Source organism: Duganella sp. AC917, from assembly GCF_979258245.1.
In genome coordinates this window covers 5,383,615-5,397,621 of the sequence record NZ_OZ409848.1, presented here as the reverse complement: position 1 = coordinate 5,397,621, position 14,007 = coordinate 5,383,615, and the positions used below count along the sequence as shown (strand labels likewise).

The following is a 14,007-nucleotide window of genomic DNA, read 5'->3' as shown; positions in this document are numbered from 1 at the left end:
GCGAAAAAAAATCCCCCGCCACGGCGAGGGATTTTTTTTGCCTGCGTCTTACCACATGATGACGCGGTCTTTAGGCGGCAGGTACATCTTGTCGCCCGGTTTGACGCCGAACGCATCGTAGAAGCCCGGCTGGTTGCGCATCGTACCGTTGGCGCGGTACTGGCCCGGCGAGTGCGGATCGGTCTTGATCTGCTGGATCTGCGCCGCTTCGCGCATCTTCATGCGCCATACTTGCGCAAAGCCCATGTAGAAGCGCTGGTCGCCGCTCAGGCCGTCGATCACCGGCGCCGGCTTGCCGTTCAACGACAGCTTGTAGGCCTTGTAGGCGATCGCAATGCCGCTGTTGTCGGCGATGTTTTCGCCCAGCGTCAGCTCGCCGTTGACGTTGTAGCCCGGCAGCGGGCTGAACTCGCTGTACTGCTTGACCAGCATCTTGGTCTTGGCCGCGAAGTTCTTGTGGTCGGCCTTGGTCCACCAGTCGCGCAGGTTGCCGTCGCCGTCGTACTGGGCGCCCTGGTCGTCGAAGCCGTGGCTGATCTCGTGGCCGATCACGCCGCCGATGGCGCCGTAGTTGACCGCGTCGTCGGCGTCGGCGTTAAAGAACGGCGCCTGCAGGATGGCGGCCGGGAACACGATCTCGTTCATCTCCGGGTTGTAATAGGCGTTGACGGTTTGCGGCGTCATGCCCCACTCGTCGCGGTCGATCGGCTTGCCCAGCTTGTTCAATTCCTTGTTGTATTCGAACTGCGTCGAACGGATGACGTTGCCCACCAGGTCGTCCTTCGACACTTCCAGCTTCGAATAATCTCGCCACTTGTTCGGATAGCCGATCTTGGTGGTGAACTTGGCCAGCTTGGTTTGCGCCTGCTTCTTGGTGACCGGGCTCATCCAGTCAAGCTTGTCGATGCTGGTCTTGTACGACGCCAGCAGGTTCTTGACCAGCGCTTCCATGCGGGCCTTGCGGTCGGCCGGGAAATGCTGCTCGACGTACAACTTGCCGACCGCCTCGCCCAGCGCGCCCTCGGCCACCGACACGCCACGCTTCCAGCGCGGACGCTGCTCGGTCACGCCGCTCAGCACGGTGCCGTAGAAGGAGAAGTTCTCGTCCACATAGGCTTTGCTCAGGTAAGGCGCGAAGGCGCGCACGGTCTGCCAGTGGAAGTAGGCTTTCAGCGTGTCGAGCGGGGTCTTCTCCAGCAGCGCCGTCATGCCTTTCAGATAGCTCGGCTGGCTGACGATGACATAGCTGGCCTTGCCGGTGATGCCGGCGGCGGTCAGGTAGGCGTTCCAGTCGTAGCCCGGCGCGGTCGCGCCCAGCTTGGCCACCTCGACCTTGTTGTAGGCCTTGATCGGATCGCGCAGCTCGACCTTGGTCCATTGCAGCCTGGCCAGTTCTTTTTCGAACTCGACGATGCCGTGCGCGGTGACGGCGCCGTGGGCGTCGCCGGCCAGGGTCAGCATTTTGCCGACGTGTAGCTCGTACTTGGCCAGCGCGTCGGCCAGCTTGGCGTCGTCCGCTTTCAGGTAGTAATCGCGGTCGGGCAGGCCCAGGCCGGTCTGGAACAGGTCGGCCACGTACTTGGTCGAATCCTTGTTGTCCTGGTGGATGCCGAAGGCGTAGGGCGCGCTCACACCGATCTGGTTGAGGTGCGCGATCAGCTCGGGCAACTGCTTCTTGTCGCCGACGGCTGCGATACGGTCGAGCTCGGCCTTGAGCGGTTTCGCGCCCAACTGCTCCAGCCTGGCCTCGTCCATGAAGCTGGCGTAGAAGTCGCCGATGCGCTGGGCGTCGGAACCGGCGGCCTTGTTCTGCTGGTTGGCGGCGCCTTCGATGATGGCGCGCAGTTGCGGCTGGATATCGTCGCGCAGTTTCGCGAAGCTGCCCCAGCTGGCCTTGTCGGCCGGAATTTCGGTGGTGGCCAGCCATTTACCGTTCATGTGGGTGAACAGGTCGTCCTGCGCGCGCACGGCCGGGTCGATGTATTCGGTGGCGATGCCGGAGGCCATGGTGTGGGTGGCTGCGGCGGCATTGGCGGTGGACTTGGCGGGAGTCGCACTTTTGGTGGTGTCCGCGGCGCCGGCCAAGCCTGCGATCAGGCTCAGCATCAATGCACTTACGAGATGACGTTTCACAGAAATTCCTTCAAATGTAAAAAGGCAAACAGGCCGCTGCACGATGCAGGGCCTGCAGGAGTTTATATCACAGCGTTGTCATTGTTACCAGATGATGACACGCTGTTCCGGCGCGACATACATCTTGTCGCCCGGCTTGACACCAAAGGCGTCGTAGAAGCCCGGCTGGTTGACCATGGTGCCGTTGGCGCGGAACTGGCCCGGCGAGTGCGGATCGGTTTTCACCTGCAAAATCTGCTGCTCGTCGCGCATGCGCACGCGCCACACCTGGCCAAAGCCCATGAAGAAGCGCTGGTCGCCGCTGAGGCCGTCGATCACCGGCGCCGGCTTGTCGCCCAACGACAATTTGTAAGCCTTGTAGGCGATCGCCACGCCGCTGTTGTCGGCGATGTTCTCGCCCAGGGTCAGCTCGCCGTTGACGTTGTAACCCTTGATCGGGCTGTAGGAGCCGTACTGCTTGACCAGCGCGTCGGTCTTGGCCTTGAAGTTGGCGCGGTCTTCCTTGGTCCACCAGTCGCGCAGGTTGCCGTCGCCGTCGGCCTGGCTGCCGCCGTCGTCGAAACCATGGCTGATCTCGTGGCCGATGACCGCGCCGATGGCGCCGTAGTTGACGGCGTCGTCGGCTTTGACGTCAAAGAACGGCGGTTGCAGGATGGCGGCCGGGAACACGATCTCGTTCATCGTCGAGCTGTAATAGGCATTGACGGTTTGTGGCGTCATGCCCCACTCCTCGCGGTCGATCGGCTTGCCCAGCTTGTTGATCATGCGCTGGTTGGCGAAGTTGGCCGCGCGCAGCACGTTGCCGATCAGGTCGGACTTGACGATCGCCAGCGACGAGTAGTCGCGCCACTTGCTCGGGTAGCCGATCTTCGGCGTGAACTTGGCCAGCTTGGCTTGCGCCTCCTTCTTGGTCTCCGGGCCCATCCAGTCGAGCGCGTCGATGCTGGTCTTGTACGAGGCCAGCAGGTTCTTCACCAGCTGGTCCATGCGCGCCTTGCGCTCCGGCGGGAAATACTCGGCCACGTACAGCCGGCCCAGGCCTTCGCCGATCGAGCGCTCGACCAGCGCCACGCCGCGTTTCCAGCGCGGCTCTTGCACGGCCACGCCGGTCAGCACGGTGCTGTAGAAGTCGAAGCTGGCGTCGGCGAAGTCCTTCGACAGGTAAGGCGAGGCGCTGCGCAGCAGCTGCCATTCGAAGTAGGCCTTCCACGTCGCCAGGTCGGTCTTCTCCAGCGCCGCGTTGAAGCCGGCCAGATAGCTCGGCTGGCTGACGATCACGTAGTCGACCTTGTTGGCCACGCCGGCCGACGCCAGCGCGTGGCCCCAGTCGTAGGCGGGCGCCAGTTCAGGCAGCTTGCCGATCGGGGTTTTGTTGTAGCGTTTGACGGGATCGCGGTTTTGCACCTTGGTCCACTGCGCCTCGGCCAGCGCGGTTTCCAGCGCGACGATGGCCTTGGCGTTGGCTTCCGGATTCTTGTCGCCGCCCAGCTTCAGGGTCTTGGCGATATGCGCCTCATACTTGACCAGGATGGCCGCCAGTTTGGCGTCGTCCTTTTTCAGATAGTAATCGCGGTCCGGCAGGCCCAGGCCGCTTTGCGAAATGCTCACAGCGTACTTGGTCGACTCGCGCGCGTCCTGGCGCACGCCCAGGCCGTACGGCGTGGAGACACCCAGCTTGTCCAGATGCGCGATCAGCATCGGGAAGGCTTTCTTGTCCTTGATCGCGCGGATGCGGTTGAGCTCACCGGTGAGCGGACGGATGCCCAGCGCGTCCAGCTTTTTCTCGTCCATGAAACTGGCGTACAGGTCGCCGATTTTCTGCGCGTCGCTGCCGGCCTTGTTGCTTTTTTGCGCCGCGGTCTTCTCGACGATGCCGCGCAGCTCGGTCGTGGTGTCGTCGCGCAGCTTGGCAAAGGTACCCCAGCTCGACTTGTCGGCCGGAATTTCCGTGTTCTTCAGCCATTGGCCGTTGAGGTGGGTATAGAAATCGTCCTGCACCCGCACGCTGGTATCGATGTTTTTCACTTCGATGCCGGAAGTCAGCGGTGCGGTATCGTCGGCGGCAGTGGCAAAAGCGGTGATCAGGCTCAGGGTCAGGGTACTCAGCAGAAAGCGGTTCACGGTGGTCCTTTAATGAGAACTTCAAGTCATATTGTCGGCCGCTTGTGACGGCAGCGCAAATATTCTACCGCTTGAGGCCCTGACGACGTGCCACCGCTCCACTTTTTTACTTTACGATACATGCCCGGCACGACGCCGGTTAGCTTAACCGCCGCCCGGCAGGTTGATACTCGCGCCACCCGCGCCGACGCCGACGCCCACGCCGCCCGCGCCGCCACCGCCCCGGCGTCCGCCGCCGCCGCGACGCTCGCCGCCCTCCTCCTTGCGCTCGCCGCCGCTGTGCGGATTGCCGCCGTTGTCCTGCACCCGCAGCAAATGTTCGCTGATCTGCTGGGCGACGATGCGGCGCTGGCTTTCATTTAACGCATCATTCACGGTCAGCCACCATTCGCGCAGCAGCTTTTCCTCGGCGGCGGCGGCGTTGCTCTCGTCGTCGATCGCCTTGGTCAGATCGCGCAGCTCGACATTGGCGCCTTGCGTGCCGGCCTGGGTCGCCGACTGCAAGCGCTCGCGGCGGGCTTTGCGCTCACGCAGCAGGTTGCGCGTCTTGCTTTCGGTTTGTTGCCAAAGCGTCTGCTGGTTGGGATTCAGGTTCAGCGCCTTCCGCAAATCGTCCGCCATCGGCAGGAAATCCTCGGCGTGCATGTCGAGGACGGGAACCGCGAGCGCCGGCGCAGGCAGCGCGCCGGCAAGCAGCAGCGCGCCGACCAAAGCCATGGCGCGCGGGGCCGAAAAAGTCAGGGAGGGAAACAGGGAGAGGCGCATTGGAACTCCGTAGGTAAAAAAAAGCCTGCGCTTGGGGCGCAGGCGAAAACCACTTCAGGGTAGAGAGAAATACGAGTTCAGTGTAGGCCGCGCCCCCGGCCGTGACGGCACTTCTTACAAATGCTTACCGACGTGAACGTGGAGGAAACACTGCGTAAAATTATGCAAACTTGATGCAACGCCAAGCGTGCGTAGGTATAGATTCAAAGTCAACGCCAACCGTTGTAAAATTCCGTAAAGGTATAAATCATTTCGTGACGGCTACTACGCTTGCCCGAAATCAGGTTTATACTCAGCTCATGCACATCGCGCGCGCACTCGCTCGCCGGGATGGCTCTCTGTACATTGTTCCAACGGGTGAAACATGGGCAAGAAACTCAAGAATTCCGGTTTGGTCGGCCTTGGTGTCGTCGCCGGCATCGCCGTCTCCCTTCAATTTTCCGCCATGGCGCAAAAGCCCGTCGAGCCGACGCTGCCGCTCGAAGAGCTGCGCCAGCTGGCCGACGTGTTCGGGCTGATCAAGTCCGACTACGTCGAACCGGTCGAGGACAAGAAGCTATTGACCGAAGCCATCTCCGGCATGGTCGCCTCGCTCGATCCCCATTCCGCTTACCTGGACAAAAAAGCCTACGCCGAACTGCGCGAAGGCTCGCAGGGCAAGTTCGTCGGCCTCGGCATCGAGATCGGCCAGAGCGAGGACGGCTACATCAAGATCGTCGCCCCGATCGAGGATTCGCCGGCCTGGCGCGCCGGCATCAAGGCGGGCGACCTGATCAGCCGTCTCGACAGCACCGCCGTCAAGGGCCTCAGCCTGGACGAGTCGGTCAAGAAGATGCGCGGCGAGCCGCACTCCAAGGTCAGCCTGACCATTTTGCGCAAGGGCGAGACCGATCCGCTGGTGTTCAACATCACGCGCGAAGAAATCCACCAAAAGAGCGTCAAGGGGAAGATCGTCGAACCGGGCTACGCATGGCTGCGCATTTCGCAGTTCCAGGAGCCCACCATCGACGACATGGCCGCCAAGATTGTCGAACTGTACAAACAAGACCCCAACATCAAGGGACTGGTGCTGGACCTGCGCAACGACCCGGGTGGCGTGTTGCAGGGCGCCATCGGCGTGGCCGCCGCCTTCCTGCCCAAGGACGCGGCAATCGTCTCGACCAACGGCCAGCTGCCCGACCAGAAACAAATCTTCTACGGCCGTCCCGAGTACTACACGCTGCGCAGCGAAAGCGACGCGCTGGCCAAGCTGCCGGCTGCCATCAAGCAAGTGCCGATGGTCGTGCTGGTCAACACCGGCTCGGCCTCGGCGTCGGAAATCGTCGCCGGCGCGCTGCAGGATTACAAGCGGGCCGAGATCATCGGCTCGCAAACGTTCGGCAAGGGCTCGGTACAAACCATCCGCCAGCTCACGGCCGACACCGCTGTTAAACTGACCACCGCGCGCTACTACACGCCGCACGGCCGTTCGATCCAGGCCAAGGGCATCACGCCGGACCTGGCGGTGGACGAAAACGCCGACGGCGACGGCCTGAACGCGCTGCGCACGCGCGAGGCCGATCTGGACAAGCACCTGAGCAACGACCTCGAGAAGGAAGTCGCCAAGACCAAGCGCGACGAGCTCGAAGAGCAATTACGCATCGTCGCGCTGGAAAAGACCCGCAAGCCGCTCGAATACGGCAGCGGCGACGACTTCCAGCTGGCGCAGGCGCTCAACCGGCTCAAGGGTCTGCCGGTGCAACTGGCCAAGCAGGAAACCAAGGTCGTGCAAACCGACATCAAAAAATAACCCAACCCGGGGTCAAGTCTGTCATTCGGACACGAACCCATCCCTACGACGGCGCCCTCTCGGCGCCGTTTCTCTTTTTGCCCCTCAATTTCGTCGCTTTATTACGCGGATCATGCTGTCATTGTGTAGAATTTGGCTCATTATTGGCGCAAGCCATTGCCTAATTCGAAAGTTTAATCATGAAACAAGCCGTCATCAGCGGTACCGGCCTTTTTACGCCGTCGCAATCGATCTCCAATGAAGAGCTGGTCGAGTGCTTCAACGCCTACGCCGAGCAGTTCAACGCCGACAACGCCGCCGCCATCTCGGAAGGTACCGTCACCGCGCTGGAAATGTCGAGCATGGCGTTCATTGAAAAAGCTTCCGGCATCAAGTCGCGCTATGTGATGGAGAAATCCGGCATCCTGGACCCGAAACGCATGGTCTCGCGCATCCCCGAGCGCGCCGACGAGGAATTGTCGTTGCAAGCGGAAATCTGCGTGGCCGCCGCCCATCAGGCGCTCGACCGCGCGCACCGCGTGCCGGCCGATATCGACATGGTGCTGGTGGCCTGCTCGAACATGCAGCGCGGCTATCCGGCGATGGCGGTCGAGGTGCAGGGCGCGCTCGGCATCGACGGCTACGGCTTCGACATGAACGTGGCCTGCTCGTCGGCCACCTTCGGCATCCAGCAGGCGGTGGCGGCGGTGCAAAGCGGCCAGGCGCGCGCGGTGCTGGTGCTCAATCCGGAAATCACCAGCGGCCACCTGAACTGGCGCGACCGCGACAGCCACTTCATCTTCGGCGACGCCTGCACGGCGATGGTGATCGAAGCGGCCGACACGGCCAAGGGCGCGCAGCGCTGGGAAATCCTCGACACCAAGCTCAAGACCAGCTTCTCGAACAATATCCGCAACAACTTCGGCTTCCTGAACCGTTTCGACGAGTCGGGTGTCGGCCAGGCGGACAAGCTGTTCCGCCAGCAGGGCCGGAAAGTATTCAAGGACGTGTGCCCGATGGCGGCCGAGATGATCAAGAGCACCATCGCCGGCGCCGGCCTGGAAGTGCCGCAAGTGAGCCGCTACTGGCTGCACCAGGCCAACCTCAACATGAATTTGCTGATCAGCCGCCTGGTGCTGGGCCGCGACGCCGAACCGGGCGAGGCGCCGGTGATCCTGGACGAATACGCCAACACCTCGTCGGCCGGCTCCATCATCGCCTTCCACAAGTACTCGGACGACATGGCCCCCGGCCAGCTGGGCGTAATCTGCTCGTTCGGCGCCGGTTACTCGATCGGCTGCGTGGTGGTGCGCAAGGTCTGAGGAAGCGACGATCGCGTTGACGATGTCGGATGAACCTGCGATGTCGCCAGACCATCAAAAAAGGCCCATCGGACTTCCTTCAACTAGACCACGGTGCGGCCGAACCGCTGTACCGCCAGATCTACACCCGCTTCCGCTCCGCCATCGCTGACGGCATGCTGCAGCCGGGGGCGCGTGTGCCGTCGGCGCGCGCGCTGGCGCTGGACCTGGGGCTGGCGCGCGGCACGGTGGAATCGGCCTACTCGCTGCTCGCGGCCGAGGGCTATCTGGAGACGCGCGGCCAGGCCGGCACCGTCGTCTCGCCGGCGCTGACGCGCCACGCCCCGGTGGCGCCATCGGCCCGGCCGCAAGACCCGGCGGCCGACCTGGCCGGCTCGCCGGCGCCGTTCGGCAGGCCGTTTCAAATGGGCCTGCCCGCGCTGGACGCATTTCCGCGCAAGGTATGGGCCGCGCTGGCCGCACGCGCGATCCGCGCCACGCAGGCCGCCGACATGGTCTACCCGCCTTATTGCGGCACGCCTGCGCTGCGCACCGCCATCGCCACTTACCTGCAGCTCTCGCGCGGCATCGACTGCGCACCGGCGCAGGTGTTCGTCACCTCGGGCTACCGCAACTCGCTGGAGCTGGCCGCGCGCGCCCTGCTCCATTCCGGCGATCGGGTGTGGGTCGAAGACCCGGGCTATCCCCCCACCGGCGAACTGCTCACGCAAGCGGGCATGCGCCCGGTGCCGGTACGGGTCGACGACGAAGGCCTGCAAGTGGCGCACGGCGTCGCCAGCGCACCCGATGCGCGGGCGGCCGTCGTCACACCCGCCCATCAAAGCCCGCTGTGCTTATCGCTGTCGCTGCCGCGCCGCCTCGCGCTGCTGGACTGGGCGGCGCACAGCGACGCCTGGATCATCGAGGACGACTACGACGGCGAATACCGCTACGTGAGCCGCCCCCTGCCGGCGCTCAAAAGCCTGGACCGCGCGGGCCGCGTGCTGTACGCAGGCACCTTCAGCAAGGTGCTGTTTCCGGCGATCCGGCTGGCCTATCTGGTGGTGCCGCCGGCGCAGGTGCAGCGCTTCGAGGCGGTGTGCGAGACCTTTGCCGCCGGCGGACCGGCGCTGACCCAGGACATCGTCGCCAGCTTCATGAACGAAGGCCACTTCGCCCGCCACATCCAGCGCATGCGCCGGCTCTACGGCGAACGTCGCGAGATGGTGGCGGCCGAGTTGACCAAAGTGCTGGGCAAGCACCTGCGCATCGATCCGCAACCCGGCGGCATGCACCTGGTACTGCGCATGCCCGCGCGGCACACCGACCGCGCGCTGGCCGCTCGCCTGCGGCAGGAAGGCATGTTCGCGCTGCCGCTGTCCGAATGCAGCGCGCTGCCGCAGGCGTCGTCGGCCTTGCTGCTGAGCTTTACCAATATCGATACGCCACGGCGGGCGCGCGAGCTGGCCCTTCGCATCATGGCCCAGTTAAGTTGACTAATCTTGGCACTTCCCGGCTAAGCCATGAAATCGCACAATACGGCTATCCGCAATCAACCAAGGAAACGCCATGACCGCTCGACTCGACATCTTCAAACTGTCCCCACAAGCCTACAAGGGCTTCGGCGCCGTGAAAAACGCCTTAAAGGAATCGAGCCTGCCGCGCGAGTTGCTGGAGCTGGTCGATCTGCGCGTCTCGCAGATCAACGGCTGCGCCTATTGCATCGATATGCACACGCGCGACCTGCTGGCCCACGGCGTCGGCATCGACAAGGTGGTGCTGGTGGCGGTGTGGCGGGAAGCCGAAGCGCTGTTCTCCGAGAAGGAACGCGCCGCGCTGGCCTGGGCCGAGACGCTCACCCGCGTGGCCGAGACCAACGCGCCGGACGCCGACTTCCAGCAAGCCGCCGCCGTGCTGGGTGAAAAGGAACTGGCCGATCTGACGATGTCCATCGCGCTGATGAGCGCATTCAACCGCATCGGCGTCGGTATGCGCCTGGTGCCGGCCGCGCTGGGCAAATAGGCGCGCCGCGATCGCGTGCAGGGGTGTCGTCGGCCTGCCGGCGTGTGCTAACCTTTGGGCTGTCCCCCAACTCCAGAGGAGCCCCCCGCGCATGCCCCACAATATCAGTCTGATCACCACAATCGCAGCGGCGCTGGGCTTCGGCCTGGTGTTCGGCTACCTTGCAACGCGCCTCAAGCTACCGGCGCTGGTTGGTTATCTGGCTGCGGGTATCATGTTGGGACCCGCGACGCCGGGCTTTGTCGCCGACGCCGCGCTGGCGTCGCAGCTGGCCGAAATCGGCGTGATGCTGATGATGTTCGGCGTCGGCCTGCACTTCTCGCTCGACGATTTATGGGCCGTGCGCAAGGTGGCGCTGCCCGGCGCGGTGCTGCAAATCGCCGTCGCTACGGCGCTCGGCATGGCGCTGGCCCACTTCTGGGGCTGGAGCATCGGCGGCGGCCTGGTATTCGGGCTGGCGCTGTCGGTGGCCAGCACCGTGGTGCTGCTGCGCGCCCTGGAGGAACGCGGCATCCTCGATACGTTCAACGGCCGCATCGCGGTCGGCTGGCTGGTGGTCGAAGACCTGGTCACCGTCATGGTGCTGGTGCTGCTGCCGGCGCTGGCCGGCTCGCTGGGCGGGGTGTCGCTCGACGCCCACGGCGTCGCCATCCCCGCCGGCGAAGTCGATCTGTGGGGTACCCTCGCGCTCACGCTGGGCAAGGTAGGCGCCTTCATCGCGCTGATGCTGGTGGTCGGCCGCAAGCTGTTCCCGTGGATCCTGTGGCAGGTGGCGCGCACCGGTTCGCGCGAGCTGTTCACCTTGTGCGTGATCGCCGCCGCCGTCGGTATCGCCTACGGCTCGACGCACTACTTCGGCGTATCGTTCGCGCTGGGCGCGTTCTTCGCCGGCATGGTGCTGCGCGAGTCCGAGCTGGCGCACCGCGCGGCACAGGAATCGCTGCCGCTGCGCGACGCGTTCGCGGTGCTGTTCTTCGTCTCGGTGGGCATGCTGTTCGAACCGACCATCGTGACGCAGCAGCCGCTCAAACTGCTGGCCGTGGTGGCCATCATCGTGTTCGGCAAATCGCTGGCGGCTTTCGTGCTGGTGGTGCTGCTGCGCTATCCGGCCAAGACGGCGCTGATGGTGTCGGCCAGCCTGGCGCAGATCGGCGAATTTTCCTTCATCCTGGCGGCGCTCGGGTTGTCGCTCAAGCTGATGCCGATCGAGGGCCAAAGCCTGATACTGGCCGGCGCGATTATTTCGATCGCCTTGAATCCGGTGGTGTTCCGCTTCTCCAAGCCGCTGGAGCGGTGGATGGGCAAGGACGGATCGATCGTGTCGCGCTTCGAGCGCACCGCCGATCCGCTGGCCGAGCTGCCGATGTCGGTGCCGCACGAGCATCTGGACGGGCAGGTGGTGCTGGTCGGTTATGGACGCGTGGGCCGCCGCATCGCCGAGGTGCTGGCCAAGCACAGCATCCCGTTCGTGGTGGCGGAGCAGAACCGCGAGATCGTCGACCAGCTGCGCAAGGAAGGCATCCACGCGGTGGCCGGCAACGCGGGCGAGCCGGCGGTGCTGATCCAGGCGCACATCGCGCGCGCCGGCATGCTGGTGATCGCGACGCCGGATACCTTCCACGTGCGCGCGATGGTGGAGACGGCGCGTTTGCTCAACCCGAACATCAAGACCGTGGTGCGCACGCATAACGAAGAGGAAGCGGAGCTGCTGCGCGGCGAATTGGCCGGAAAAATCTTCATCGGCGAAGAGGAACTGGCCAATGGCATGACGGAGTTCGTCGTCACCAATTTCGAGCGCAAGAGCGGCGGACACTAAGTTGGGCCGATAAGCCGGCGTGACTTCACAAACCGGCCGCCAGCTCCGCGCCTTCCTTGATCGCGCGCTTGGCGTCCAATTCCGCCGCCAGCGCAGCGCCGCCGATCTTGCGGAAGCGCGGCCACGACGGATTCGCTTTCACTTCCTCCTCGGACGGCATCAACTCGGTCAGACTGTCCTGCCCCGCGCACACCACCACGTTATCCACCGACAGCAAGCGCTGCTCGCCGCCGACGGTGATATGCAAGCCCTGATCGTCGATGCGGTCGTACTGCACACCGGCGATCATCACCACGCCATTGCGCGCGAGGACCGCGCGGTGCACCCACCCGGATGTTTTGCCCAGCCCCGCGCCCAGCTTGGAGGTCTTGCGCTGCAGCAGATACAACTGCCGCACCGGCTGCGGCGTCTCCGGCGCGACCAGGCCGCCCGGCGTATCGCCCTTCAAGCCCACGCCCCACTCCCTGGCCCAGACATCCAGCGCCAGCGGCAACGGATGCCTGGCATCGTGCAGCAGATATTCGCCGACATCGAAACCGATACCGCCGGCGCCGATGATGGCCACGCGCTTGCCCACCGGCGCCTTGTTCTGCAACAGGTCGATGTACGACAGCACCTTGGGATGATCGATGCCCTCGATCGGCGGGCGGCGCACCTTGATGCCGGTGGCGACCACCACCTCGTCGTAGCCCTCGGCGATCAGCTGCTCGCGCGTCACACGCACGCCCAGCTTGAGCTTCACGCCGGTCAAATCGATCCGGCGGCGGAAGTAGCGTATGGTCTCGGCGAATTCCTCCTTGCCGGGAATTTGCATGGCGATCTTGAACTGGCCGCCGACACTGTCGGCGGAGTCAAACAGCGTGACATCGTGGCCGCATTCGGCCGCCACCGTCGCCGCCGACAATCCGGCCGGCCCGGCGCCGACCACCGCCACGCGGCGCGGCCTGGCCGTCTTCGCGTACACCAGTTCCGTCTCGTGGCAGGCGCGCGGGTTGACCAGGCAACTCGCCCGCTTGTTGGAGAAGGTGTGATCGAGGCAGGCCTGGTTGCAGCCGATGCAGGTGTTGATTTCATCGGCCTTGCCCTGCGCCGCCTTGGCGACAAAATGCGAGTCCGCCAGGAAGGGACGCGCCATCGATATCATGTCGGCGTCGCCGCGCTGCAAAATTCCTTCCGCCTCGGCCGGCATGTTGATGCGGTTCGACGCCACCACCGGTATCGTCACCTCCAGCCGCAGGCGGCCTGCGATGCCGGCGAATGCCGCGCGCGGCACCGACGTGACGATGGTCGGCACCCGCGCCTCGTGCCAGCCGTAGCCGCTGTTAAGGATCGAGACGCCGGCATGCTGCAGCGCCTTGGCCACCGCCACCACGTCCGCCCAGGTATTGCCGCCGTCGACCAGGTCGAGCAGCGAGTGGCGGTACATGATGATGAAGTCATGACCGACTTCGGCGCGGATGCGCTTGACGATTTCCACCGGCAGCCGCATGCGGTTCTCGATGCTGCCGCCCCAGCGGTCGGTGCGCAGATTGGTGCGCGCGCACAGGAACTGGTTGAGCAGATAGCCTTCGCTGCCCATCACCTCGATGCCGTCGTAGCCGGCGTCGCGCGCCAGTCTGGCGCAACGCGCATAGTCGCGTATCGTCTGTTCGATGCCGGCTTCGGTCAGCGCGCGCGGCTTGAACGGCGAGATCGGCGATTTTTTGTCCGACGCCGACACCACGAACGGCTGATATCCGTAGCGGCCCGCGTGCAGGATCTGCATCAGGATCTTGCCGCCCTCCTCGTGCACCGCGCTGGTGACGCGCCGGTGATTGCGCACGTCGCCCTTGAAGTTGAGCGTCCCGCCAAAGGGCAGCAACCATCCGGAGCGGTTGGGAGAAATACCGCCGGTGACGATCAGGCCCACACCTCCGCGCGCGCGCTCCCGGTAGAACGCGGCGAGCTTGCCGTAGTTGTAGAAGCGGTCCTCAAGCCCGGTGTGCATCGATCCCATGACGACGCGGTTGCGCAGCGTCGTGAAGCCCAGGTCGAGGGGCGCGAGCAGGTGGGGGTATGGTGTATTTGTCATTATGGTTATA

Annotated in this window: 9 protein-coding genes; 5 read left to right on the top strand and 4 right to left on the bottom strand. The window is 64.3% G+C overall.

What is annotated here, in order from left to right; genetic code table 11:
• Positions 1 to 48: 48 nt before the first annotated feature.
• The 3 genes from ACZ0BA_RS23575 to ACZ0BA_RS23565 form a co-directional block, all read right to left on the bottom strand.
• Positions 49 to 2,106 (bottom strand): M13 family metallopeptidase, encoded by a 2,058-nt coding sequence (locus ACZ0BA_RS23575; RefSeq protein ID WP_463454820.1) that lies wholly within the window; start codon positions 2,104 to 2,106, stop codon positions 49 to 51.
• Between the two features lie 111 nt (positions 2,107 to 2,217).
• Positions 2,218 to 4,254, bottom strand: a complete 2,037-nt coding sequence (locus tag ACZ0BA_RS23570; RefSeq protein ID WP_463453576.1) for a M13 family metallopeptidase — start codon at positions 4,252 to 4,254, stop codon at positions 2,218 to 2,220.
• A gap of 144 nt (positions 4,255 to 4,398) precedes the next feature.
• Positions 4,399 to 5,019, bottom strand: coding sequence for a hypothetical protein (locus ACZ0BA_RS23565; protein ID WP_463453575.1), 621 nt, complete (start codon positions 5,017 to 5,019; stop codon positions 4,399 to 4,401).
• A 364-nt stretch (positions 5,020 to 5,383) separates the two neighbouring features.
• Here ACZ0BA_RS23565 and ACZ0BA_RS23560 point away from each other — a divergent pair, with 364 nt between their 5' ends.
• The 5 genes from ACZ0BA_RS23560 (at position 5,384) to ACZ0BA_RS23540 (ending at position 11,926) form a co-directional block, all read left to right on the top strand.
• A complete protein-coding gene (locus ACZ0BA_RS23560) occupies positions 5,384 to 6,808 on the top strand; it encodes a S41 family peptidase (RefSeq protein ID WP_463453574.1) in 1,425 nt (474 codons plus the stop codon).
• Between the two features lie 179 nt (positions 6,809 to 6,987).
• Positions 6,988 to 8,109: a beta-ketoacyl-ACP synthase III gene (locus ACZ0BA_RS23555; protein WP_463453573.1), complete on the top strand. Its 1,122-nt coding sequence runs from the start codon at positions 6,988 to 6,990 to the stop codon at positions 8,107 to 8,109.
• A 29-nt stretch (positions 8,110 to 8,138) separates the two neighbouring features.
• Positions 8,139 to 9,584 carry a MocR-like pyridoxine biosynthesis transcription factor PdxR gene (gene pdxR / locus ACZ0BA_RS23550; protein ID WP_463453572.1) on the top strand — a complete coding sequence of 482 codons (1,446 nt, stop codon included), beginning with the start codon at positions 8,139 to 8,141 and terminating at the stop codon, positions 9,582 to 9,584.
• Positions 9,585 to 9,657: 73 nt separating this feature from the next.
• Positions 9,658 to 10,110, top strand: coding sequence for a carboxymuconolactone decarboxylase family protein (locus ACZ0BA_RS23545; protein ID WP_463453571.1), 453 nt, complete (start codon positions 9,658 to 9,660; stop codon positions 10,108 to 10,110).
• Between the two features lie 91 nt (positions 10,111 to 10,201).
• Complete coding sequence (locus ACZ0BA_RS23540; RefSeq protein ID WP_463453570.1) at positions 10,202 to 11,926, top strand: cation:proton antiporter domain-containing protein; 1,725 nt, start codon at positions 10,202 to 10,204, stop codon at positions 11,924 to 11,926.
• 25 nt (positions 11,927 to 11,951) lie between these two features.
• Here ACZ0BA_RS23540 and ACZ0BA_RS23535 read toward each other — a convergent pair whose 3' ends face one another.
• Positions 11,952 to 13,997 carry a 2,4-dienoyl-CoA reductase FMN-binding domain-containing protein gene (locus ACZ0BA_RS23535; RefSeq protein ID WP_463453569.1) on the bottom strand — a complete coding sequence of 682 codons (2,046 nt, stop codon included), beginning with the start codon at positions 13,995 to 13,997 and terminating at the stop codon, positions 11,952 to 11,954.
• Positions 13,998 to 14,007 lie beyond the last annotated feature (10 nt).

Excerpts from the sequence above, each read along its gene's own strand:
- ACZ0BA_RS23575 (WP_463454820.1), bottom strand. The coding sequence starts at position 2,106 with ATGCTGAGCCTGATCGCAGGCTTGGCCGGCGCCGCGGACACCACCAAA.
- ACZ0BA_RS23565 (WP_463453575.1), bottom strand. The coding sequence starts at position 5,019 with ATGCGCCTCTCCCTGTTTCCCTCCCTGACTTTTTCGGCCCCGCGCGCC.
- ACZ0BA_RS23560 (WP_463453574.1), top strand. The coding sequence starts at position 5,384 with ATGGGCAAGAAACTCAAGAATTCCGGTTTGGTCGGCCTTGGTGTCGTC.
- ACZ0BA_RS23555 (WP_463453573.1), top strand. The coding sequence starts at position 6,988 with ATGAAACAAGCCGTCATCAGCGGTACCGGCCTTTTTACGCCGTCGCAA.
- pdxR (WP_463453572.1), top strand. The coding sequence starts at position 8,139 with ATGAACCTGCGATGTCGCCAGACCATCAAAAAAGGCCCATCGGACTTC.
- ACZ0BA_RS23545 (WP_463453571.1), top strand. The coding sequence starts at position 9,658 with ATGACCGCTCGACTCGACATCTTCAAACTGTCCCCACAAGCCTACAAG.
- ACZ0BA_RS23540 (WP_463453570.1), top strand. The coding sequence starts at position 10,202 with ATGCCCCACAATATCAGTCTGATCACCACAATCGCAGCGGCGCTGGGC.
- ACZ0BA_RS23535 (WP_463453569.1), bottom strand. The coding sequence starts at position 13,997 with ATGACAAATACACCATACCCCCACCTGCTCGCGCCCCTCGACCTGGGC.